The organism is Zobellia sp. 1_MG-2023 (assembly GCF_030549125.1).
Classification (GTDB): Bacteria; Bacteroidota; Bacteroidia; order Flavobacteriales; family Flavobacteriaceae; genus Zobellia; species Zobellia russellii.
Genome location: NZ_JAUOSY010000003.1, coordinates 504,558 through 527,876, shown reverse-complemented (window position 1 = coordinate 527,876; position 23,319 = coordinate 504,558). Strand labels below are relative to the sequence as shown.

Genomic DNA, 23,319 nt, shown 5'->3' with positions numbered 1-23,319 from the left:
AAAATAACTAACTCAAACTAACTCGTAAAATGTTTAGTAGCCAGGATTTTGGTCTGCAGCAGAAATATTGATATTGGCATCAATCTCTGCTTGAGGTATAGGTAAAAGCTCATGCTTGCCTTCTTGGAACTGGGTCCCGGACAATTCTGTACTTGCAATTCCCCAACGGATAATATCATTGAACCTGCATTGCTCACCGGCCAATTCAACTTTACGTTCGTGTACCAAAGCATCAAAGACTTCAGCTTTGGATAATCCTGTAGGCAATGGGTCTAATGTAGCCCTTTCGCGAACTTGGTTGATGTAGCCTATGGCTACATCTTGGTCACCTCCCGGTCTCATGCTCTCACACTCGGCCATCATTAACAAAACATCGGCATATCTTAAATATTTAAAGTTGATACCAGAAGTTTGATCCTCATTGGCATCTTTGTAATAGTTGTTGTATTTGGACCAGCCTGCATTGCCACCACCATTGCTAGGGAAAGCATCTACGGTTAATGAACCGTCAGGTCCAAATGTATCTCCGTTTACATAAAAACTTTGCTCAAAACGAATGTCTCCAATTTCATATTCCTCCAATAAATCATCCGAAGGAAAAACATTGAACCAATCATTAAAGCCATATTCTTGACCTCTAAAAGTGGCCTCGTTAGGACCTTGACCGCTGCGGTCCGAGTTCCACTGTGCGCTGGTACCAAAATCATCATTATATTCAATTTCAAAGATAGATTCAACACCATGTTCGGTTTCTTCCATGAAATTGTCAAAGTAGTTGTCTTCCAATTGATAGCCGTTTAAAGCATTGAACTGAGCCAAGGCATCATCATATTGCTCCAAGAACAAGTATACTTTGCCCAGTAAGGCTTGAGCGGCCCCTTTTGTAGCACGGCCATTTTCTTCCTCACCCTTTATTTTAAGCACAGGAATAGCTTCTTGCAGGTCTTTGATGATCTGTGCATAAATTTCAGAACTAGGGCTCTTGCCTGGGCCGGAACCATCATCTGGGGGCAATGTAGTAACCAACGGCGCATCTCCATATCTGGTTACAATAAAGAAATGGAACAGGGCACGCAAGAACTTAGCCTCTCCAATGGCCTTTTGCTTTAGGGCATCGCTCATTTGAGAAGGTAGAATCTCATTGATTTTCTCTGAATTCTCAATAACGAAATTGGCTTTATTGATACCTCTGTAGCAACTTTCCCAATAAGCTCCAATGGCGCCATGACTGGCATCAAATGAGAAATCAAGATATTGTCTTTTATCGGCCTCCAATTGGTTGTTTCCTCCGTTTTCATGAGACATATTATCCATCATAAAGAACATATGACGACTATAGAGGCCTCTGGTCTGCAAGTTAGAGTACACCGCGTTAACGGCAGACTGTACCTGGGTGCTGTTCGTAAAAAAGGTATCTGGCGAAAGTTCGTTCGGGTTGGTCAATTCCAATGAATCTTCATTACACGATAGCACCAGACCTATCGTAGCTATGACCGTTACTAATATTTTATTTCTTTTCATGATAATTTTTTTAGAATGATAGTTGAACTCCAAGTAATACTGATTTAGGCTGTGGATAGTTACCTCTATCTATTCCCAATTCATACTGGCTATTTCCACCATTATTTGTCAAAGGGTTTCCTATCTCTGGATCCAAACCTGAATAATCTGTTATAGTAATCAAGTTCTGACCGCTCACGTAAATTCTGCATTTAGAGAAGTAATCTTCCAAGGCAGTATTTTTTAAGGTATACCCCAGTGTTATGTTCTTTAATCTGGTAAATGAACCATCTTCTACAAAACGATCGGAAATGGAGTTGAAATTCTGGGCATTACCTCCTGCAGCAGGTACGCTATTTGATGTTCCTGGGCCCGTCCAACGGTTTAGGACATTAGTGCCTGCGTTGAACAGCCTTGGCATACCTTCCAAGTCATAAATATTGGTGTTGTACACATCAACACCGGATACCCCGGATATGAATAGGTTAAGGTCTAACTGCTTGTAATTAGCGTTTAGGTTTAGCCCATAAGTGAAGTCAGGATATGGGTTTCCAATTTTCACACGATCGTCCGCATTAATTTGACCATCTCCGTTTTGATCTACGAATCTAATATCTCCAGGGTTAACCGGGAACTCACCATCAACAAGGGTTTGGTTTAGATTAGCGTCTACTTCTGCACGAGTTTGGTAAATACCGTCTGTTTCATAACCGAAGAAAAAGAACAAAGGCTCGCCCACTTCAATCCTTGAGATATCCTGAGACTCAAAAGTACCCCCAGAAAGCGACTCGTTAGATCCTAAGGATTTTACTTCGTTGGTAGACGTACCTACATTAAGATTGGCAGACCATGTAAAGTCTCCGTCGTAATCATTGTAACCAATATTAAATTCAACTCCATTCGTTTCAACAGAACCTACATTTTCGGTTACGGAACCAGAGTGAATTCCTAGCGACCCGGCAAGAGGGCGACTCATAAGTAAATCATCACTGGTGTTGTTGAAGTATTCAACGGCACCCATTAATTTACTATTGAACAGTTCAAAATCAAGTCCAATATTCATCATGGTAGTTTCCTCCCATTTTAAATCAGGATTAGCGAGTCCGCCTGCTGTTGTTCCAGTTGCCAATGTATCGCCAAACGGATAAAAGAAATCAGAAAGTAAGGTAGCGCTGTACTGGTAATTGTTAATACGGTCGTTACCCGTAATACCCCAACTACCTCTTAATTTTAAAGTGTTGAAAGCGGTGTCCGTAAGGAAATTTTCTTTGACAATGTTCCAACCTAAGGCAACAGAGGGAAAAGTACCCCATCTGTTGTTCTCTCCAAATCTAGAGGAAGCATCGTGTCTGATTGATGCTGCAAAAATATACTTCTGGTCAAAATTATAGTTTAACCTACCCAAATATCCTAAGCGGTTATATTCATACGTAAAAGACTGTAAGAATGCTTTTTCTGAAGATACTTGGTTGATATCATTAGTAATGGGGTTCTGACTATTACTGTTTAGAAGCTCATCTATGGTTTCTTGTTTCTCTGCAAGTACCAGTACATCAAAATTATGCTTGTCATTAACAGAGAAGGTATAGTTTAAGCTATTGGTAATTGTAATCGATTTTCTTAGGCTAGAATTTTTGGTAATGGCCGCAAATTCTGAGCTGTGCGTAGCTCCTTGACTATCATCATTATAAGAAGGTACAAAAATGTTGGTATTGGCGTTTCTGTACTCTAGACCCACTTGACTTTTAAATTTAAGTCCGTCTATAATTTCAAATTCACCAAAAATACTACCAAGAACGGCAGATGATTTGTTCACGTGTTCCCCAAGGGTTTGAACTCTAATTGGGTTCTCGCCGTCTTGGCCGTCCGCATCATTATTTGGTCCCTGAAAACCTTGTAAGTTGTTAGGATTGTAAATAGGTAAATAAGGAGCGGCTTTTATAGCATGTTCCAAAAGGGACCTATCTCCTAGGTTTCTTTCAGGGTTTTGCTTTTGAAAGGAAACCGCCATGGTTTCACCAAAATTAAATTTACCTACGGTAAAGTTACTATTGGCACGGAAAGAAAACCTTTCAAAGCCAGTTTCTATAATAGCTCCTTCCTGATCCATATATCCGGCAGAAAATCTGTAGTTGTTATTGTCACCACCACCAGCAAGTCCAAAATCTACTTTTTGCATAACACCCGTTCTAAATAGAGCGTCTTGAAAATCCGTAGTGTTCCCGTTAGATTGTGAAAGGGCGGAAGTTGGGGTAAATCCAAAAGCGTCCTGTGCGTACTGTAAGTATTGCTGTGTATCCAATAGGTCAAACCTTTGGTTTGAGAAATTAACCCCTGTATATGCATCAAGCGTCACTAAGGTTTTTCCGGACCTGTTTCCTTTTTTAGTAGTCACCATAACCACACCATTAGATCCCAAAGAACCATAAATGGCCGTTGTAGAGGCATCTTTTAGTATGTTGATGGATTCAATGTCATTAGGATTCAAATCGCCCAAACCGCCAGCAATAATACCATCAATAACATACAATGGATCATTGTTGTTCATAGTACCAAGACCACGAATACGAACTACCGGGGCGGTACCTGGAGAACCGGTATTTAAGACCGTAACACCTGCGGCCCTACCTTGCAAGGCTTGATCGGCACTAGCTACAGGTAATGCGGAGAGTTCTTCCGCTCCTACGGTGGCAATAGCTCCGGTTACTTCTGCACGGGACTGCGTACCATAACCAACCACAACCACTTCATCCAAAGCTTGAGCGTCTTCTTGTAAGCTTACGTTTATAGAGGTTCTGTTTCCTACGGTAATGGTTTGTGATGTCATGCCTATATAGGAGAAAACTAAATTGTCCGAAGGGCTTACATTAGAAAGGGAATAGTTACCATCAAAATCCGTAGTTGTACCGTTTGTTGTTCCGGATACTAAGATTGTAGCACCTGGCAAGGGAGTTCCGCTTTCATCTGAAACCACACCATTAACGGTAGAGGTTTGAGAAAAAGCAAACTGTCCGATCATTACAAGACATGCAATGATCGCATGTTTAAGTTTAATCATAATCATTAAGTTTAGTTAGTTAATTTTTAGGATGTTGGTATCAATGAAAACATCACCGAAACAAATGTATGTGAAGGCTTGAACGAGAAGTAAAAGATTTGACGCATATGATGGAAATTTTGTTGCATTCCTTTTGTTATCCCAATATTTACGGGGTAAAAATGAGGAATTTAATAGTTTTGAGAGGTGAAAATTAGTAATGTGATATGTGTCTGAGAGGGCATAAATAAGAAGCGAAAAACCATATGTTATGCATATGTTTTACTTTGTATCATACAACTGCTAATTTGCATTGAAAAAATCCTAAAATATAATACCAAGAAAACGGAGTTTATAGTGCTGCAAGGCTATGTTCGCAGTAACTAGAATAGAGTACTTCAAAATACATAGAAACAAGTAGGGGAGAATGAAGGAGAGGACTATAGGAGCAGCACTTAATGGGGAGGGATAAATAAAAAAGCCCGATGTATCATCGGGCTTTTCCATATAAATTATAAGACTAAGATTTAAGCAACTTCAGCCTGAGTGTTTTCTTTTCTATTTTTCATCCAGAAATAAAGCAGGGTGAAAAGCACGATTAGAATACCAGGGAATATTGTCATTGTCAACAAAGTAGCTTGACCGGAAACCAAATCCAGTTCATCACCTGTAAAACCTTCCGCAGCAGCTTTTGCTTTATCGGCATCAATCCATCCACCAATAATTGGTTGAAAAATAGAGCTAGAGAACATACCTACGGCACCAACAATAGAAAGACCTAATGCACCACTTTTTGGAATTTTATCAGCAACAAAACCAATCATGTTAGGCCAGAAGTATGCAACACCTAGGGCAAAGAAAATAGCAGCAACATATGCCATAGCACCTGTTTGCGTGCTAAATAAGTAAATACCTAAAGTGGCAAGTACGGCAGAACCTAAAAGAACGCCGGTTTGGTTAAATCGCTTCACCATATTACCTCCAAAGAATCTTGCAATGGCCATTAGTCCCGCTGTTAAGGCAAGAATGATCATAGGGTTGGCTCCACTTTTAGAGAGGATAAGACCCACCCATTGGTTAGGGCCAAATTCGGAAATAGCCGTCAAAGACATACAAACCAACATAAAGATGAATAATGGCGATAACATAGCTTTTACGTTCCCGCCAAGTGTAGCGGCTTCTTCTACCTTAGCCTTAGGCCATGCTTGGCCAAAGAATAAATAGGCGTAGATTAAAGTAGGTATTAAAATAAGCCATATTTGACTTTCCCAGCTAAAGCTCATATCTGTCATAAAGCTTGAAATTAAGCTTCCTATAGCAATACCACCTGGGAACCACATGTGAAAACGGTTCATCATAGTACTCATCCTGTTTCCTTGGTATGCATCTGCAATCATAGGGTTACATGCGGCTTCGGTACAACCGTTACCCAAACCTATTAAAAGAGTAGAGATAAGAAGACCAGTGTAACTACCGGAATAAATGGTAAGTATAATTCCTATAGCATGAGCAAAAAAAGCAAACTGCATTATGGCTTTGCCACCAACTTTGTGATAAATAAGCCCCCCTATAACCATAGATAAAGGAAAGCCGATAAACCACATAGCGTTAATAAAACCTAATTGTTCACCACTTAAACTGAGCTCTTCGCCCAATTGTGGTAAGATACCAGCCCTAATACTAAAAGAAAATGCAGTGGTAATAAGTGCAAAGCAACTTGCGTAAAAAAGTCTATTGGCGTTTGAAGCCATTTCATTTGTGTTTGTTTCCATATAATATTTGGTTTGTTGTTTTTGGTGTTCAGATTTGTAAAAGTAATTTTTATTAAAAGTTTTTTTACGAAAATCGAAACGAAAGATAATTTAAAAATATGTAATTGATAAAAAAAAAGTGAATTTAACAATCCTTGGTTTACTTGCCTAACACAGGAAAATTAGACAAAAAGTTCATTTTTAAAATTCAAAATGTGTTAAAAGTACACTTAATTGAAATTGGAGGTATATCTTCAAGGTGCCAAAAGTCAGGTGGTTAGGAGTAAAAAAGACTTAATGCTATAAAATGGCAGACTTACGGCGGAAAAGGTAGTTTGCGCCCATCCAATTGACTGGATATTCTTAAAACTAACAAATTTGTATTGCTTTGATAAAATAATGTTTCAGAAAGTGAGAAAAACGCAAATTTTGATGAAATAAGTTGGCTTATTATTTTTATATTCACAGTTGCTTCGTAGATGTACCAGCTACTGCAAATAATCCTAGAAATATACAGAAAATGAAAGTAGACAAGACCAAAACCAGTATTATCAAAAAATCCAGAAGAGATTTTGTTAGAAACACCGCCTTATTTACTGGCGGAGCATTGTTGTTGCCCAATTTACAGATGAGCGGTATGGCAAATGTATTAGGGGACAAGAAATTGAAATTAGCACTAGTAGGTTGTGGAGGTCGTGGAACCGGCGCAGCTGTACAAGCGTTGAATGCAGATGATAATATAGAGCTTGTGGCTATGGCCGATGCTTTTGAAGATCGTCTAAAAGGTAGTTTGGCCAATATTTCAAAGGCAATGGGCGAAACTAAAAAAATTAACGTGAAGGAAAAGAACCAATTTGTTGGTTTTGATGCAGCTACAAAGGCAATGGACCTAGCAGATGTTGTTATCCTAGCAACGCCTCCAGGATTTCGTCCGCAGCATTTTGAATATGCGGTAAACAATGGCAAACACGTCTTTATGGAAAAACCAGTTGCTACAGATGTACCTGGCGTTCGTAAGGTTTTGGCCGCTGCCAAAAAGGCCAAAGAGAATAAATTGAACGTTGTTGTAGGTTTGCAAAGACATTATCAAGATAGTTATCTATCTGCCATTGACCAGATTAAAAAAGATGCCATCGGTAAAATTGTTTCGGGACAGGTGTATTGGAACAGCGGTGGTGTTTGGGTTCGTGAGCGCCAACCACAGCAAAGTGAGTTGGAATACCAAATGCGTAACTGGTATTATTTTAATTGGTTATGCGGAGACCACATTTTGGAGCAGCATATCCATAATATAGATGTTGCCAACTGGTTTGTTGGTGAATACCCAATTTCTGCCCAAGGTATGGGTGGTAGACAGGTTCGCAACGGTAAGGACCATGGTGAGATTTATGACCACCACTTTGTAGAATACACTTATCCTAGTGGTGCGGTCGTTGCTAGCCAATGTCGTCATCAGCCGGAAACTATGAGTAAGGTTTCGGAGTTTTTCCAAGGAACAAAGGGTACCATTTATACAAAAGGGGATACCGCTACAATTACAGATTGGAGCGGAAACTCGGTCTTTGAACATAGAGGTAAGGATGACCCTAATCCATATGAAGTAGAGCATATAAAGTTGTTTGAATCCATAAGAAACGGAGGTGTAATAGCTGATGCCGAAAATGGGGCCAAGAGTACCATGAGTGCCATTATAGGAAGAATGGCAACGTATTCGGGTAAAGTAATTAAATGGGACGAAGCCATGCAATCTAACATTGATCTGGCACCTGATGATTTAACATGGGATTCTCCAGCCCCCGTACAACCTAATGCGGACGGTAGTTACAACATTCCAAAACCAGGTGAAACCGTAGTCATATAATTTATAAGTATCACAAAATAACAATGTCCCCGTCTTTTTCGGGGACATTTTTTTGTTTCCGTTTTAAAAGAAACAGACGGAATCCAATATAGTGGTTAACCGGAAAATATGTTTAACTTTGTTTTCCATTTTTGAAATAGAATTATGCATAATACAATCAAAATACTTGCTTCTGTTGCGGTTTTATGTTTTGCCATAGGGTGCAAAGAAGATAAATCACAAAAGGCAGAGGTAGTAAAAACTCCAGAAAAGAAAGAGGAGTCCAAACCAATTGTGGTAGATACAACGGTAGTTAAGGAAAAACCAGAAGATGTACCTACTCCCAAAGGAATGGTTTGGATTCCAGGAGCAGTTTTCTCACAAGGTGCCGTACCACAGGATAAAGGGGCAATGGAACATGAGAAGCCAGCACATAAGGTTGCCGTTGATGGTTTTTTTATGGACATTACCGAAGTAACCAATGACCAGTTTAAAGAATTTGTAAAGGAAACAGGTTATAAAACAGTTGCTGAAAGAGAATTAGATTGGGAGGAAATGAAAAAGCAACTTCCCGAAGGCACTCCCAAACCACATGATAGTATCATGCAACCAGGGTCGCTAACGTTTAAGCAGGCAAAAAGTCCTGTGCCCAATCTTTATGATTTCTCACAATGGTGGAGTTGGACCATTGGTGCAGATTGGCAGCATCCTAACGGACCCAATAGTTCCATTAAAGGAAAAGGGAATTATCCCGTAGTGCATATTGCTTATGAAGATGCCTTGGCTTATTGCGAGTGGGCCAACAGACGTTTGCCTACCGAAGCGGAATGGGAACGTGCTGCACGTGGCAATCACTTAACTACAACTTATTTCTGGGGAGATGAGGATACGAAATTATCGGAAAAAGCGAACACCTGGGAGGGTGAGTTTCCGGTAACCAATGTAGAAACGGATGGTTTTGGACTTCGGGCACCTGTAAAATCATATCCTGCCAATGATTTTGGTCTTTATGATATGGCCGGAAATGTTTGGGAATGGACCAATGACTGGTATAACACCAATTACTATAAAGAGTTAAGTGCAACATATCCGGTGGCTAAAAACCCGTTGGGAGCGGATCAAGCCTACAATGAAAGAGACCCTTATGCTAGGGAGAAAGTTATGAAAGGTGGTTCGTTCTTGTGCAATGCCAGTTATTGCGCCAGTTATAGGATATCGTCTCGTATGGCTACAAGTTTAGATTCATCATTGGAACATTTGGGTTTTAGAACTGTTGCAACGCCCGATATGGTCCGCAATTCAAAATAAACAACTTCTCTTATGCAATTTTTAGAAAATTTTCAGCCAGAACTGGTTATATCATCACCGGGTAGAATTAACCTTATAGGTGAACATACGGACTACAACATGGGGTATGTGTTGCCTACGGCCATAGAAAAAAACATAACTTTTAGTTTTAGAAAGAACGGTTCTGCCAACCAATGCCATGTGTATAGCAAAACTTACGATACGGGTTTTGAGATAGATTTGAATAAAATAGCCGTAAGCAAGGTAGAATGGGAGAATTATATCCTTGGCGTGCTGAACGAAATTTCAAAAAGAACCGATAAGGTAAGAGGTTTTGATTGTGTTGTAGAAAGTAATTTGCCTACGGGTTCAGGTCTTAGTTCATCTGCGGCCTTAGAATGTGGTTTGGCTTTTGGTCTTAACGAAATTTTTGACCTTGGACTATCAAAAATAGAAATGGTTCAGCTTTCACAAACCGCGGAACATACCTATGTGGGCACGCAGTGTGGAATTATGGATCAATTTGCATCGGTTATGAGTGAGGCCGGTAATGTTATTTTATTGGATTGCCGTTCATTGGATTACGACCACATTCCCATAGATTTAAATCCATATAAAATCATACTATTAAACACGAAAGTGTCTCATAATTTAGCTTCCAGCGAATATAATACACGTAAGCAAGAATGTGAACAGGGGGTAGCCATTATTCAGAAAAAACACCCAAACATAAAATCACTAAGGGATGTTGATAGCGAAATGCTCTTAGCTTCTAAAGAAGAGATGGATTCTATAGTTTATAATAGGTGTTCGTTTATTGTAAAGGAAAACGATAGGGTATTGGAAATGGTTAAAGCCTTAAAGGAGAATGATCTTAAAGAAGTGGGGCAGATTCTATACAAAGCTCATGAGGGTATTAGTAAGGAGTATGAGGTGAGCTGTCCGGAATCTGATTTCTTGGTAGATTTCTCTAAAGGTAACGATCAGGTTTTAGGCGCTAGACAGACCGGTGGCGGTTTTGGAGGCTGTACTTTGAATATTGTACATGATAGTGCGGTAGAAGATTTTGTAAGAGCTGCAACCAAAGCATATAAAGATAAGTTTAATATTACTCTTGAAGCTTTTGAAGTCCGGCCAAGTGGCGGTACTTCCGCTATATAATTAAAAAGGCCGATTTAAAAAATCGGCCTTTTTTTTGTTTTAAACAATAGACTTTACGCCTGAGAGTTCATAAGTGCATCTTCCAATGCTAATTTTTTATGTCTGCTTAGCGGAATGGAATGCCCGCATACTTCAACTTGGGAGCCGTTAAATTTATCAACCCTATCTAAATTGATAATATAGGATTTGTGTACGCGCAAGAACCTATCCTTAGGTAGCTTCTCGGCAAAAGATTTCATGGTGGATAAGATTAAAATATTCTTTTCTTCGGTTACCACCTTTATGTAATCTCCAAGACCTTCGATCCATTTAATATCGCCAAGAACGAGCTTTAATTTTTTGAGTTTGCTGTTTACATAAATGTAATCGTCCTCATTTTCTTCAACTTCAATATTATTTTGAAGGGCTCTTTTTATAGCAGTGTTAAAACGGCTTTGGCCAATGGGTTTGAGAAGATAATCCGTTACATCGTAATCAAAGGCCTGCATGGCGTATTCTTCTTTTGCCGAAATTAAAATGATCTGCGGACGATTTTTTAAAGAATCCAAAAATTGAAACCCGTTAATGAGCGGCATTTCTATATCAAGAAAAACAAGGTCAACATTGTTCTTCTCCATATGTTTTTGAGCTTCTACCGCATTCTTGTAGTCGGCTAGAAAACGCAGGTTAATATGATTTTTTATAAGCTTGGCAACTGCGGTACGTTGTGTTTTAGAGTCATCTATAACTACGCACGTTAATTTTACAGAGTTCATAATAAGAGGATTGCTTAAAAAGTATGTAACTTCTTAAAGAGGTTAAATATTAATTAACTAATCACCTTCTTTTAACAGTTGTGGGGCCAGATAAAATAGGTTAGCTATTACAAATATATAGTTTAAAAATTTATTGGCTCCCCAGCTCATTTAAAATTAGACTTGACACCCGTAAAATTCCGAATATTTCATTCAAAGCTGATAGATGTCATGTTTTTTCTGTTTAAAAGGATATAGTTTTATTAAATCAAATCAAAAGTCATGCTAAAAGTTCTTTTGCCCACAGATTTTTCCGAAAATTCTAGAAATGCCATTGATTATGCCATGCGATTGTATGAGCATACAGAGTGTGTCTTTTATTTCTTGCACACCTATACTCCGGCAGCTTATAGAATAGATTACATCTTAGGTTCGCCCGCACAGGTAGGATTGGGAGATAATTGGCAATTGGAAGCAGAAAGTCAAATGCATGATTTCTGTACCAACATTGCAGAGGAGAACCAAAACCCAAGGCATACATTTATTGAACACATAGCTTTGGAATCCTTGTTAACCGAAATTCTAAAGTTATCTGCAAAAGAAAAAATAGATCGTATTGTTATGGGTACCCAAGGGGCTACAGGAGCAAAATCTGTTTTTTTAAGTACGAGAACGGTAAACGTAATTAAGATAGCGGCCTGTCCGGTACTAGTAATTCCTAATGGATGCTTTTATAAAGAGCCTAAGAAAATAGCATTGGCAACTCATTTTAAAAGAAACTTCTCCGCAGACGTTTTGGAGCCTATAAAAGAAGTACTCAATAAGTACGAAGCCAGTATGCATGTAATGCATATAAATGAGGAAGAGCGGTTAGATTCTATACAGATTTCCAATAGAAATACCTTAGAAGCGTATTTATCAAAGTATAAACTCTCCTACCATTGGATGCCCAATTTTACAAACAAGACAAAGAGTATTCAGGTTTTTCTCAAGGAGTTGGATATTGATATTTTGGCCATGATCAAACATGATCATGACTTTCTTGAGGGTTTAATGAGAGAGCCTGTAATCAAAAAAGTAAGCTTTTGCGTAGAAATACCTTTTTTGGTGGTGCCAGTGGCCAACTAAACCAAGAGGTGTCTTTAGGAAGTTCCTATGGCGTTCATAAAAGAATCCCTTCGGCTTCTGCTTAGGGTTATTTTTTTACCTTCAACCTCTACCATGGTGTTATTGAATTTTTCTATTCTTTTTAAGTTGATGATATAAGATTTGTGAATACGTACAAATTGCGAAGTAGGTAGTTTTCCTTCAAAAGCTTTCATAGAGGACAATACAATGTGGTTAGATTTTTCGGTGACTAATTTTACGTAATCCCCTAAAGCTTCTATCCATTTAATATCCTTGTAGTTTATTTTTACTTTTCTTGAGTTGCTTTTCACAAAGAAATGCGCTTCATCTTGCAAGATTGCTGTCAGTTTAGAATTTCGCAGTGCTTTTTCAATTGATTTGTTAAATCGTGAGGACAAAATAGGTTTCAGTAAATAATCGGTTACTTCATAATCAAATGCCCTAAAGGCATAATCTGGTTTACTGCTTACCAATATAATTTGCGGACTTTTTTTAAAGCTTTCAATTAAATCAAAACCGGTTATCAACGGTAATTCCACAGTCAAAAAAAGGAGGTCAACATTTTCGTTCGCTCTATGGTTTTTTGCTTCTATTGCGTTTCTATAGGTTTTTTTAAACTTTAAACTCGTGTGTTGATGAATTAATTTTTCCAGTTGCTTGGCGTGAGCAGGAGAATCTTCAATAATTGCACATGTCAACTTTAAATTTTCCATAATAGCTTGTTCTTTTTCAACCAGTATTTACGAGATGCGCATATGAAGGGTTTGGTTTTTCAAGAACTTTTTGTTAATTCATCTTTAGTTTTTAAATAAGGAAAGTTTAAAACCTTAGTGTTTATTGAAGGTCTGCGGCATTGTAAGTAAGCAGAACAAATACGACCAATCCCTAAAACTTTTAATAACTTTTAGAAGGGTCTTTTTGCAAAAAGGCTATTTTTGTTTTTTAACTATTTTAAAATGAGTATTTGATTATGTCTGAGAAAATAGAAAGGCTTAAAACGTTGATTATAGGATCGGGACCTGCAGGTTATACTGCGGCTATTTATGCGGCCCGAGCAGATTTAAAACCGGTTGTTTATACTGGAATGGAGCCAGGAGGACAATTGACCACTACAACTGAGGTCGATAATTTTCCAGGCTACCCTGAAGGTATAGACGGACCAAGCATGATGGTACAATTACAACAGCAAGCAGAACGCTTTGGTACTGAGGTACGTATTGGCATGGCTACCGCTGTTGAGTTGAGTGATACCGTTGGAGGTATACACAAAGTTACTATTGACGATTCTAAGACTATAGAAGCAGAGACTATCATTATCTCTACGGGAGCTTCTGCAAAATACCTTAATATCCCTAGTGAACAACGTTTACGTGGAGGTGGTGTTTCGGCATGTGCCGTTTGTGACGGATTCTTTTACAAAGGTCAAGATGTGGCTATTGTAGGTGCGGGAGATACTGCAGCGGAAGAAGCTTCATATTTAGCTAATATTTGTAACAAGGTTACTATGTTGGTGCGTAAGGACCATATGCGTGCTTCAAAAGCAATGCAACACCGTGTTGAAAGTATCAAAAATATTGAAATTAGATATAACACAGAGGTTGATGAGGTTCTAGGTGAACAAGTAGTAGAAGGTTTACGTATGGTGAACAACCAGACAGGGGCAAAAGAGGATATTGCTATCACAGGACTTTTTATAGCTATTGGCCATAAACCGAATACCGATATATTTAAAGGTCAATTAGATATGGACGAAACCGGGTATATCATAACCAAGGGAAAATCTACCAAAACTAACAAACCTGGTGTTTTTGCCAGTGGAGATGCTCAGGACAAGGAGTACCGACAGGCTGTGACCGCAGCAGGTACAGGTTGTATGGCAGCGTTGGATGCAGAGCGTTATTTGGCTACGGTAGAAACTCCGCAGGAAGCAATCTAAGAATTGTAGGATATAAATTAGAAAAAAGCTGCTTTACGCAGCTTTTTTTATGGGTAGTTGTTAATCCAAACGTTTATAATTTTCAGAGTTTATCCTATTTCCTTCTTCATCCCTAAAAATTTGACTGTACCTATCTTTTTCCAAATGTAATTCCATGTGCCATTTCATATCGGAATTGGCAATTTTTCTCATGGAGGCAGACATGTACTCTAACTTTTCCGTTAAGGTACTGTCCGTAGTTTCATAAGAACCATACCCGAACCACTCTACGGAATCGTTGGGTACGTAGCGGGTCCACATGACCTTACCGTTATAATACATTTTAATTTGCCGGTACCCGTCAACCGCAAGGAGTGTATCGGAAGGGTGTACGCCATCATTGTAGTTGTAGTGGCTAACAAGTTCCCAAGTCCCCTCAATAGAAGGGTGGTAGGGAGTGGATGGTGGTTCCAAGTTAGTAGCGGAAACAAGTAAAAAAGAAATACAGATTATAGTAATTAATTTTTTCATGGCTAAGTGTTTTAAATGTTGTTTACGTTTTGATAAAACCAACTAAGAGGCATTAGCTTTATGGTTCTTAATTAATCAATGCGCCTATAATTTTCAGAAGCAATTCGCCCACCATCTTCATCTAATGAGATTTGGGTAAATGCGTTGTTTTTCAATTGTAGCTCCATACTCCATTGCATATCCGGGTTGGCAATTTTGCGCATGGAGGCAGACATATACTCTAGTTTTTCTGTAAGTGTGTTTTCCGTGGCTTCGTATGAGCCGTAACCAAACCATTCTACCGTTTTGTTTGGCGTGTAGCGTGTCCACATGACTTTACCGTTATAGTACATTTTAATTTGGCTGAAGCCCTTTTCCGGGGTTAGTGTATCTGTAACATTCTCACCATCATAGTTGTAGCGGCTAACCAGTTCCCATGTGCCTTCAATTGAAGGGTGAAGTTCAGTTTTAACAGTAGTAGTTCCTGTTGCGGAGATGAGTAGAAGCATCAATAAGGCCAATCCTAATAGTTTTTTCATAATAAAGTAGTTTAAATGGATAAGCGGTTTTGTACCAATAAGTTACAACAAATTTTGTGAAAATCGTATTTTTTGTAACAAAAAAATAGGGTATTCTTAGTGTAGGTAAAATCTTCAATTATGGGTATTTGTAAATCTAAATTGAATAAAATAGCATATTGATAAATTGACGATTGTATATTATAGATGTGTCATTTCTGCTCTTTAGCCTGATGTTTTGGGCAAAAAATCCCTAAATTTAATAGATAAACTAACTCCAAAACACATGAAGAATATTACACTCGTAATTTTTGCCTTGCTTTGTTCATATACATCGTTTGGCCAAACAATTTCAGGAAATGTTACTGACACAAAAGAGGTGCCCTTGCCGGGTGTTTCTATTGTGGTCGTAAGAACTAACAAAGGTGCCACAACGGATTTTGATGGTAATTATACCATATCAGCTTCGGAGGGTGATGTACTCAACTTTTCCTATATAGGTATGAAAAGTAAGACTGTCACTATTGGCGCGGACCAAACCATTAATGTGGTCTTAGAAGAAGACGCCCAACAACTTAATGAGGTTGTGGTTACGGCCTTGGGTATTAAAAAGGAAAAACGCTCTGTTGGTTATGCCATTCAGGAAATAGGTTCCGATGAGCTTAATAGGGATAACAACGGAGATGTTTTAAGTGGAATACAAGGTAAAGTTGCCGGGGTCAATATCAACTCTAGTAGCGGTGCTGCAGGAGCTGGTTCTAGCATTATAATAAGGGGTATTACTTCTTTGAATCCTTCAGCAAACAATCAGCCATTATTTGTTGTAGATGGTATACCTATAAGTAATGAAGCTACAACGGGTAATCTTTTGCCAAGCACAGGGTCTAATGCACCCTCTTCCTCAGAGCAGTTTTCTTTTACGAACAGAGGGGCGGATATAAACCCTAATGATATAGAAAGTGTCTCCATATTAAAGGGTCCTGCTGCTACAGCTTTATATGGTGTAAGGGCAGCTAACGGGGTAGTGGTAATTACTACCAAGAAAGGAAAGAATGGAGAAACCAAATTTAACCTGAGAACAAGTATTGGTTGGCAGGAAGTAAATAAAACGCCTGATGTTCAAACCAAATGGCGCGAAGGAAGAGGTGGTGAGATTATTTCTACATCCAATAACAACGCCCCTGACGGATATGATTTTGCAGGTGACAACAGTTTTGGGTTTTGGACACTAGGTCCTGAGTATGGCCCAAACGACAAGAATTACGATAATTTCAAGAATTTTTTCAATAGGGCTTTTACTACTAGTAGTTCTTTAAATATAAGTGGTGGTGGTGAGAGTTATACTTATTTTGGTTCCATATCGCGGTCAGATGATGAGGGCTTGGTACCCAACACCTATTTTGATAGAACCTCCCTTAAGCTTTCAGGTACTTTTAATATAACCGATAAGTTTACGGTAGAACCCTCTTTTTCATACATTATTTCAGATGGGAGATTACCAAATGGTGGCGATAAGTCTATAATGAGTTCTCTGTCCTATTGGTCCCCTACAATAGATGTAAATGATTATATCCTGCCTAACGGAAACGAAAAAAATTATACGGCAGGTGTGGTAGACAATCCTCGTTATTTTGCTGAAGTAAGCTACCTGGACAGTAGGGTAAACAGAATTTTAGCCAATACAAAGTTCAACTATAAATTTAATGATTGGGCTTTCGTGCAATATCAGTTGGGTGTAGACAATTATCATGATTCAAGGCTTCGTTTTGTTCCGCCGGATATTGACCCCGGTTCCGCAACCCAAGGTTTTATTGTTGATGAAGCTTTAAATTACAATGAACTAACATCTAATTTGTTCGTTACACTATCAAAGGATTTTAACGAAGATTTTTCTGGGTCTATCCTCGTAGGAAACCAAATATCCGATACAAAAACAAGAAGGCTTACGTTACGTGCCGAAGGTCTTGATCCAAACAACTTAACAGCCTTTGGCCAGGCAAATAACTTCTTTGAGGATATTGGTGGTGCCGAACGTAAGATTGTTGGTGTGTTCGGAGATGCAAGGCTGGAGTATAAGAATACCTTGTTTTTGAACGTAACGGGTAGAAACGACTGGTCGTCTACACTACCAAAAGAGAATAGAAGTTTCTTTTATCCATCTTTCAATTTAAGTTACGTTCTATCTCAAACTCTTCAAGATGCAGGAAGCTTACCGGACTTTTTAACCTATGCCAAATTTAGGGCCTCTTATGCTGAAGTTGGTAAGGATGCCCCAGCTTATGTAGGAGTTTATTATGATCAACCTTCTAATTTTCCGTTTGGCACTGTAGATGGACTTTCACGAGATAGCTCCGGAGGTTCAAGTACCCTAAAACCGGAACGCACGGCTTCTATTGAAGTTGGTGGAGAGTTTAAGTTTTTCAATAATCGATTTGGAATAGACTTTACTTACTACAAACAAAATAGTAAGGATCAAATTCTACCCGTGCCCGTAGCCCAATCTTCTGGTTTTGATACGTTTGTTCTAAATGCAGGTGAAATTGAAAATAAAGGATTGGAAGCATTGGTAAATATTGTTCCCATAAGGAACGATAATTTTCAGTGGGATGTTACTCTAAACTGGTCTAAGGTTGAAGCGGAAGTTATTTCATTACCTAACGGTATAGACGAAATTATATTTGCCGATAGTGGTTTCCCCGGGGTTGTTTCCAAATTAGAAGTTGGCGGTGCTCCCGGTGACCTTTTTGGATATGTTTATGCAACACATGAAAATGGTAGTCGGTTAATTGGTGATGACGGTTTTCCTACCATCGTGGCCAATAACCCTTCTGATCGTGTTAAAGTGGGTAATGCGCTTCCAGATTGGTTGGGAAGTGTAAGCAGCACAGTTAAGTATAAAGGATTGGCATTATCATTTTTGTTGGAAAGAAAAGAAGGAGGTGAGCTTTATGACTCAGGGCAACGAAACGGTATCCGTAACGGGGTTTTGGCCATTACTGAATTCCGTGATGCCGAAATTGTTTTGGACGGTGTTCTGGCAGACGGTTCCCCAAATAATATTCCTGTGCTTATAGATGAAAATTACTATAGAAGTTCTTCTGTGTACAATCGTGCTTCAGAAATATTGGTTCAAGATGCTTCTTGGTGGCGTTTGCGCAATGTTACCCTGTCTTATGACCTTCCTAGTAAATTGATAAAGAATACCCCTTTTACAACAATGGGCTTCAGTTTTACAGGCACCAACCTTTGGTTAGATACGCCTTTTAGAGGTTATGACCCAGAAGGTAGTCAGTTTAGTGCCGGTACAAATGCTTATGGCTTTACCGGACTTAATATTCCTAATACAAAGTCGTTCATATTTGGTCTTAACCTTAATTTCTAGAAAAATGAAAGTTTTAAAATATATATTCTCGGTTACGGTAGCGACCTCTTTTTTAATTGGTTGTGATGATTATTTGGGCGATAATGTAGACCCGAACAAAGAGCTTCCTGAAAATGTTACGGAAGCAGATTTATTGCCTACGGCTATTTATAATTCATCCTCTGCACATTACAGTATAGCCTTAAGCATATGCCAATATTCTCAGCAATTGGCCTCTTATTTTGAGCCTGGGGCAGATACTCAGGAAGAGGTTCAAATCAGTGGAGGATGGAGCAATATTTATTTGCAGGCCTTGGCAGACTTGGGTCAAGTAGTTGCAATAGCTGAAGAAAACGGTGCTAACCACTATTTAGGTGTGGCTAAGGTTTTACAGGCATTTAATTTAGGACTTGCAACGGATCAGTGGGGAGACGTACCTTTTTCGTCGGCTTTAAAAGGCGAAGATGATTTTAAGCCTTCCTATGATTCCCAAGAAAGTATTTACACTCAAATAAACAGCTTGTTAAATGAAGCAATCACTTTATTGGAAGCTTCGGGTTCCAGTACTATTGGTGAAGCGGATTTGATTTACAGCGGAGACCTGTCTAAATGGATAAAAACGGCTTATTTCTTAAAAGCTAAGTATGCGCTTCATTTATCCGAGGTAAACCAAACCGAAGCAATTGAGGGTGTATTGGCCAATGTATCTTCTAGCTTTTCTAGTAATGAAGATGATTTTCAGTTGGTATACAATGAAAGAAATTTTAACCCATGGAACTCAGGAGTTGTTTTGCCTAACAATACGGGAAATTTTTCAGTGTTATTGTCCGATCAGTTGGTAAGCTTAATGGATGGTACTTCAATACCATTTGCAACTATAGAACTAGATCCACGTTTGCCCCTAATTACTACTATAGGTGATGATACGGAGTATAGAGGAGCTATTAATGGTTCTGCAGGAAGTCATGAGCTGGCCGCATCGGAAGACGATGATGGAGTAAGTGCCAACACGGACCTTGGAGCCAATAATTTTTATTCCTCACAGACAGCTCCGGTACTATTAGGAAGTTATTCGGAACTCAGATTCATGGAAGCGGAAGCTCTATTCCTTCAGAATGGTGGCAACGCTACTTCTGTTGGTAGTTCTGTAGAAGCCTACAATGCTTATTTGGCGGGAGTTGAAGCTAATATGGATAAACTGGGGGTCTTGCCAGCCGATAAAGCGGCTTACTTAAACGATGCGTCCGTTGCTGTTGGTGCTGATAATTTAACCATGGCGTTGATTATGCGCGAAAAGTTCATTGCTACTTTTTTGAATCCGGAATCTTTTGTTGATTTAAGAAGGTACGATTTTGACCCCAATGTTTTTATAGGCTTGGAATTGCCTGTGGGACATAATGAAATATTAAATGGAGAGTGGGTTAGAAGAGCTCAATACCCAGCATCTGAGCAAACTAGAAATGGCGAACAAGTAGAGGCCGTAACCAAGAATATAGGTGAGCCTGTTTGGTGGGATAGGGATTAACCACTAAAGAATATTTTTTAAGGAAGGATATTGATGCAATGTAATACGTGCTCAATATCCTTTTTTTTATGGGCGGCACTCAATACGATTCTGCTCATAAGGGGAGCGCTTTCATCTGGATACGGAAAGCTGGTAACGATAATTCTATTGGCTTCAAGGTATTCAGTTAGTTGTACGTCCGAAAAGGAATAGGCAGGATGACCCGGCATAAAATGGAATTTTTTTCGCTTTTTCAGATGCCTAAAAAAGTGCTCCATATTTCGTTGTAGTCGCTTTCTTTTTAGGTCATAAATAACATCCGCCTCTACAAGAGTGGCCATAGCTGCTGGTGTTGCCGGACTTGCACCACCATAAAAAGAGGTCTCGGTTAAAGAATTGATGCGCTCATCCGTACCAAAAATGGCACCTGCTTGAATCCCGAAACCCTTGCCCAATGACCCGCAAACAATAAGTTCTTTGATTTTTAACTTGGATAAAATAGAGAAAACGCCACCTCCATTTTCCCCAACTACACCCAATCCATGGGAGTCGTCTACCACTAAAATAATTTCTTCTAACGGCAGTACTTGTAATGCTTCAAAACTAGGATAGTTACATCCTGAAAAATCAATACTGTCCAAAAATACAACCGGGGTAGTCTTACTGGAAGTTAAATGCTCGCGAACGGCAATATTCAATGCGGCAAAGGTGGTGAACGGTTTCCGTTTTACTTGGTATAGCGCAGAATGGGTGTTTGGTGCATAAAAGAAGTGATGTTCTTTGGAATTGAGCGCCTGAGCTAAAAACTGACCGGCCAAATATCCTGAGGATACCGTTATGCATCCTTCGCTACCAGCTAAATTGGCCAGATAACGCTCGGCCTCATCAAATACTCTTAAGCGAATATTGGATTTTCTAGAAGCTCCGTAATTGGTGCCATATCTTTTAATGTTATTGATAAACAGTTTTTGAAAATCACTGTCCGTTTGAAGTGCAAGGTAGGAGGTGCCCCCAAAATAGAAATGGGGGACTTCGTTAATGATAACTTTTCTTCCGGGAAATGTATCTATATAATGATTCATGGCCTAAGGCTTACTCCGGTTCCGTTCAACTGAGGGAAAACAAGTTTTCCGTTGGGCAAAATTTTAGCGCCATCGGCTATATCGTCCTTTAAAAGTAGTGGGCCGTCCATATCTACATAATCCAGTTGGGGAACCAATTGCGCTATAGCTGAAATTCCTACGGTAGATTCCGTCATGCAACCGATCATAACTTTTATACCCATATCTTTTGCTTGGGCGATCATACGTAGAGCAGGGGTTATGCCTCCACATTTGGTCAATTTTATATTTATTCCACTGTAATGCAGCGCGCATTTTTTTACATCTGCCTCTACAATGCAACTTTCATCGGCAATAACGGGTAGTACGCTATGATGCATAACTTTTTCCATTCCTTCCCAATCATCCGCCTTTAAAGGTTGTTCAAGAAATTCAACGCCCAATTCTTTTAAAAGTGGGGCATTCTCAATAGTTTCATTAGCGGACCATGCACAGTTGGCATCTATTCTAAAAATAGCATCCGTATGCTTGCGCAGTTCCCTTACAATGGCAACATCATCTTCCGTTCCCAATTTTATTTTATAGATAGGCCATGGCATTTCTTTCATTTTCTCCAACATTTTTTCGACGGGAGCTATACCAATGGTATAGTTGGTTATGGGGTACGAGGCGTTGCCGGTATTCCAAATACTATACAATGGTTTCTTGTTGAGTTTTCCATATAGGTCCCATGCGGCCAGGTCTAATGCGCAAATAGCAAAATTAGAAAGGTTTTTTGTGCTTAGGAAAGCGTGGAAATTTTCCGGATGGTCTATGTTGAACGCCTCTATTTCTGTTCTGATTTCTTCAATTTCCGCCATCATACTTTCAACCGTAATCTTATAGTACGGATTAGAGGTAGTTTCACCGTAACCGGTTTCGCCGTTCAATGAAAGTGCAACGATAAGGGTATCTTGAAAATCATGTGATTCACGAGAAATACTAAAGGTGTGTTTTAAGGCTAGGACGTATTTTTTCAAATCTAACTGCATGGTTCAATTCTTTCTACTAATATAAAAAGACAAATAGGGTTTGTAGTTTTCTGCGCGCTTTTTTTCGGAAAGAAGAAAAGATTAACATTAAAGCCCCTTTAAACCAAAAACAAGCTGCCAAAAATTTGACAGCTTGCATTCATGGTCGATCGTTTTTTGATTTTAATATTTATGTACGCTACCGGAAACCGATTTTTTTGTTTTTACGCTGGCATTACCGGAGTAAGCAACATTGCCACCGCTGCTGGCATCGGCTACTAGGGTTTCTGAAACTAGAATTTTCATGTTACCGCCACTGCTGGCATCTGCGGTACAGGTTTTAGTAGAAAGTGTTTTTGCGTTAATATTACCACCGCTACTTACATCTACATCTGCACGATTAGCTTGGCCGGAGATGTTTAAATTGGCTCCACTACTGGCATCTATTTCAATGGTATTTGCTACAAGTTCTACGCTAATTTGAGCGCCACTGCTGCCATCAATTTCTAGATCATCACTTTCAATGGTGTTTTCAATACGAAGTTGAGAACCGCTAGAAGCATTTAAACTAGTTATTACGGGAAGCGAAACATATACAGTTTTGGTTGCTTTGCCAATGTTCTCTCTGGCATGAATACGCAATTTTCCATTTTTTATATCCGTAGCAATGAGGTCTATAATATTCTCATCCGCTTCTACCTTAATATCAAATTCATCGGCTTGGGTTACGTACACCATTAGCCCTTCAGAGGATGATACTTTGGTAAACTCGCCCGTTACTTCTCGGTTATCCGTTACTACGGTTCCGTTTCCTTTTTCTCCTGTTCCAAAATCTCCTATGTTTATGTCAAACCCACAGGATGATAGAAATAGCGCAACTAAGAATGCTATTGCAATACGAATTAATGTTGTCATGATTGTTGTTTTTAGATTGATGTAAAATTGAACTATTGGTTGCGTTCTGACCAGATTTTCAGACTCAAACGTCATATTTTGATACTG

The 23,319-nt window shown here is 39.1% G+C and carries 17 protein-coding genes; 7 read left to right on the top strand and 10 right to left on the bottom strand.

The annotated features are described in order from the left end of the window. Positions 1-33 precede the first annotated feature (33 nt). The 3 genes from Q4597_RS09675 to Q4597_RS09665 form a co-directional block, all read right to left on the bottom strand. On the bottom strand, positions 34-1,521 hold the full coding sequence (locus Q4597_RS09675) for a RagB/SusD family nutrient uptake outer membrane protein (protein WP_303406033.1): 1,488 nt from the start codon (positions 1,519-1,521) through the stop codon (positions 34-36). A 10-nt stretch (positions 1,522-1,531) separates the two neighbouring features. Next, positions 1,532-4,558, bottom strand: a complete 3,027-nt coding sequence (locus Q4597_RS09670; protein ID WP_303406032.1) for a TonB-dependent receptor — start codon at positions 4,556-4,558, stop codon at positions 1,532-1,534. 506 nt (positions 4,559-5,064) lie between these two features. Next, the gene (locus Q4597_RS09665; protein ID WP_246560444.1) at positions 5,065-6,309 is read right to left on the bottom strand and encodes a sugar MFS transporter; all 1,245 of its coding nucleotides are present in this window, start codon (positions 6,307-6,309) and stop codon (positions 5,065-5,067) included. 499 nt (positions 6,310-6,808) lie between these two features. Here Q4597_RS09665 and Q4597_RS09660 point away from each other — a divergent pair, with 499 nt between their 5' ends. The 3 genes from Q4597_RS09660 to galK all read left to right on the top strand — a co-directional run bounded on the left by Q4597_RS09660 (position 6,809) and on the right by galK (position 10,576). After that, positions 6,809-8,149, top strand: coding sequence for a Gfo/Idh/MocA family protein (locus tag Q4597_RS09660; protein WP_303406031.1), 1,341 nt, complete (start codon positions 6,809-6,811; stop codon positions 8,147-8,149). Between the two features lie 144 nt (positions 8,150-8,293). Then, on the top strand, positions 8,294-9,436 hold the full coding sequence (locus tag Q4597_RS09655) for a formylglycine-generating enzyme family protein (RefSeq protein ID WP_303406030.1): 1,143 nt from the start codon (positions 8,294-8,296) through the stop codon (positions 9,434-9,436). Positions 9,437-9,448: 12 nt separating this feature from the next. After that, a complete protein-coding gene (gene galK, locus Q4597_RS09650; RefSeq protein ID WP_303406029.1) occupies positions 9,449-10,576 on the top strand; it encodes a galactokinase in 1,128 nt (375 codons plus the stop codon). Positions 10,577-10,629: 53 nt separating this feature from the next. Here the strand turns inward: galK and Q4597_RS09645 are convergent, their stop codons facing one another. Then, positions 10,630-11,331: a LytTR family DNA-binding domain-containing protein gene (locus Q4597_RS09645; RefSeq protein ID WP_215914708.1), complete on the bottom strand. Its 702-nt coding sequence runs from the start codon at positions 11,329-11,331 to the stop codon at positions 10,630-10,632. 261 nt (positions 11,332-11,592) lie between these two features. On the opposite strand from Q4597_RS09645, the gene Q4597_RS09640 reads away from it, so the two are divergent. Further along, positions 11,593-12,438: a universal stress protein gene (locus Q4597_RS09640; RefSeq protein WP_303406028.1), complete on the top strand. Its 846-nt coding sequence runs from the start codon at positions 11,593-11,595 to the stop codon at positions 12,436-12,438. Between the two features lie 14 nt (positions 12,439-12,452). Here the strand turns inward: Q4597_RS09640 and Q4597_RS09635 are convergent, their stop codons facing one another. Next, positions 12,453-13,151 carry a LytTR family DNA-binding domain-containing protein gene (locus tag Q4597_RS09635; protein ID WP_303406027.1) on the bottom strand — a complete coding sequence of 233 codons (699 nt, stop codon included), beginning with the start codon at positions 13,149-13,151 and terminating at the stop codon, positions 12,453-12,455. 257 nt (positions 13,152-13,408) lie between these two features. Here Q4597_RS09635 and trxB point away from each other — a divergent pair, with 257 nt between their 5' ends. Further along, a complete protein-coding gene (gene trxB / locus Q4597_RS09630) occupies positions 13,409-14,374 on the top strand; it encodes a thioredoxin-disulfide reductase (RefSeq protein ID WP_215438869.1) in 966 nt (321 codons plus the stop codon). Between the two features lie 60 nt (positions 14,375-14,434). Here trxB and Q4597_RS09625 read toward each other — a convergent pair whose 3' ends face one another. Continuing rightward, positions 14,435-14,884 carry a hypothetical protein gene (locus Q4597_RS09625; RefSeq protein ID WP_215438871.1) on the bottom strand — a complete coding sequence of 150 codons (450 nt, stop codon included), beginning with the start codon at positions 14,882-14,884 and terminating at the stop codon, positions 14,435-14,437. A gap of 71 nt (positions 14,885-14,955) precedes the next feature. Continuing rightward, positions 14,956-15,402: a hypothetical protein gene (locus tag Q4597_RS09620; RefSeq protein ID WP_289063473.1), complete on the bottom strand. Its 447-nt coding sequence runs from the start codon at positions 15,400-15,402 to the stop codon at positions 14,956-14,958. Between the two features lie 265 nt (positions 15,403-15,667). Here Q4597_RS09620 and Q4597_RS09615 point away from each other — a divergent pair, with 265 nt between their 5' ends. Next, complete coding sequence (locus tag Q4597_RS09615; RefSeq protein ID WP_303406026.1) at positions 15,668-18,763, top strand: SusC/RagA family TonB-linked outer membrane protein; 3,096 nt, start codon at positions 15,668-15,670, stop codon at positions 18,761-18,763. A gap of 4 nt (positions 18,764-18,767) precedes the next feature. Continuing rightward, positions 18,768-20,267, top strand: coding sequence for a SusD/RagB family nutrient-binding outer membrane lipoprotein (locus Q4597_RS09610; protein ID WP_303406025.1), 1,500 nt, complete (start codon positions 18,768-18,770; stop codon positions 20,265-20,267). A 17-nt stretch (positions 20,268-20,284) separates the two neighbouring features. On the opposite strand, the gene Q4597_RS09605 is transcribed toward Q4597_RS09610, so the two are convergent. From Q4597_RS09605 to Q4597_RS09595, 3 genes are all read right to left on the bottom strand, one after another. Continuing rightward, a complete protein-coding gene (locus tag Q4597_RS09605; protein WP_303406024.1) occupies positions 20,285-21,328 on the bottom strand; it encodes an aminotransferase class I/II-fold pyridoxal phosphate-dependent enzyme in 1,044 nt (347 codons plus the stop codon). Continuing rightward, on the bottom strand, positions 21,325-22,338 hold the full coding sequence (locus Q4597_RS09600; RefSeq protein WP_303406023.1) for a dipeptide epimerase: 1,014 nt from the start codon (positions 22,336-22,338) through the stop codon (positions 21,325-21,327). The genes Q4597_RS09605 and Q4597_RS09600 overlap by 4 nt, the downstream gene beginning before the upstream one ends. A 162-nt stretch (positions 22,339-22,500) precedes the next feature. Continuing rightward, on the bottom strand, positions 22,501-23,232 hold the full coding sequence (locus Q4597_RS09595; protein ID WP_215914700.1) for a head GIN domain-containing protein: 732 nt from the start codon (positions 23,230-23,232) through the stop codon (positions 22,501-22,503). Between the last annotated feature and the right edge of the window lie 87 nt (positions 23,233-23,319).

What these genes read in the sequence shown, in the direction of transcription:
- Q4597_RS09620 (WP_289063473.1), bottom strand. Translation starts at nt 15,402, where the DNA reads ATGAAAAAACTATTAGGATTGGCCTTATTGATGCTTCTACTCATCTCC.
- Q4597_RS09675 (WP_303406033.1), bottom strand. Translation starts at nt 1,521, where the DNA reads ATGAAAAGAAATAAAATATTAGTAACGGTCATAGCTACGATAGGTCTG.
- trxB (WP_215438869.1), top strand. Translation starts at nt 13,409, where the DNA reads ATGTCTGAGAAAATAGAAAGGCTTAAAACGTTGATTATAGGATCGGGA.
- galK (WP_303406029.1), top strand. Translation starts at nt 9,449, where the DNA reads ATGCAATTTTTAGAAAATTTTCAGCCAGAACTGGTTATATCATCACCG.
- Q4597_RS09635 (WP_303406027.1), bottom strand. Translation starts at nt 13,151, where the DNA reads ATGGAAAATTTAAAGTTGACATGTGCAATTATTGAAGATTCTCCTGCT.
- Q4597_RS09625 (WP_215438871.1), bottom strand. Translation starts at nt 14,884, where the DNA reads ATGAAAAAATTAATTACTATAATCTGTATTTCTTTTTTACTTGTTTCC.
- Q4597_RS09670 (WP_303406032.1), bottom strand. Translation starts at nt 4,558, where the DNA reads ATGATTAAACTTAAACATGCGATCATTGCATGTCTTGTAATGATCGGA.
- Q4597_RS09615 (WP_303406026.1), top strand. Translation starts at nt 15,668, where the DNA reads ATGAAGAATATTACACTCGTAATTTTTGCCTTGCTTTGTTCATATACA.
- Q4597_RS09665 (WP_246560444.1), bottom strand. Translation starts at nt 6,309, where the DNA reads ATGGAAACAAACACAAATGAAATGGCTTCAAACGCCAATAGACTTTTT.
- Q4597_RS09600 (WP_303406023.1), bottom strand. Translation starts at nt 22,338, where the DNA reads ATGCAGTTAGATTTGAAAAAATACGTCCTAGCCTTAAAACACACCTTT.
- Q4597_RS09640 (WP_303406028.1), top strand. Translation starts at nt 11,593, where the DNA reads ATGCTAAAAGTTCTTTTGCCCACAGATTTTTCCGAAAATTCTAGAAAT.
- Q4597_RS09595 (WP_215914700.1), bottom strand. Translation starts at nt 23,232, where the DNA reads ATGACAACATTAATTCGTATTGCAATAGCATTCTTAGTTGCGCTATTT.
- Q4597_RS09605 (WP_303406024.1), bottom strand. Translation starts at nt 21,328, where the DNA reads ATGAATCATTATATAGATACATTTCCCGGAAGAAAAGTTATCATTAAC.
- Q4597_RS09610 (WP_303406025.1), top strand. Translation starts at nt 18,768, where the DNA reads ATGAAAGTTTTAAAATATATATTCTCGGTTACGGTAGCGACCTCTTTT.
- Q4597_RS09655 (WP_303406030.1), top strand. Translation starts at nt 8,294, where the DNA reads ATGCATAATACAATCAAAATACTTGCTTCTGTTGCGGTTTTATGTTTT.
- Q4597_RS09660 (WP_303406031.1), top strand. Translation starts at nt 6,809, where the DNA reads ATGAAAGTAGACAAGACCAAAACCAGTATTATCAAAAAATCCAGAAGA.
- Q4597_RS09645 (WP_215914708.1), bottom strand. Translation starts at nt 11,331, where the DNA reads ATGAACTCTGTAAAATTAACGTGCGTAGTTATAGATGACTCTAAAACA.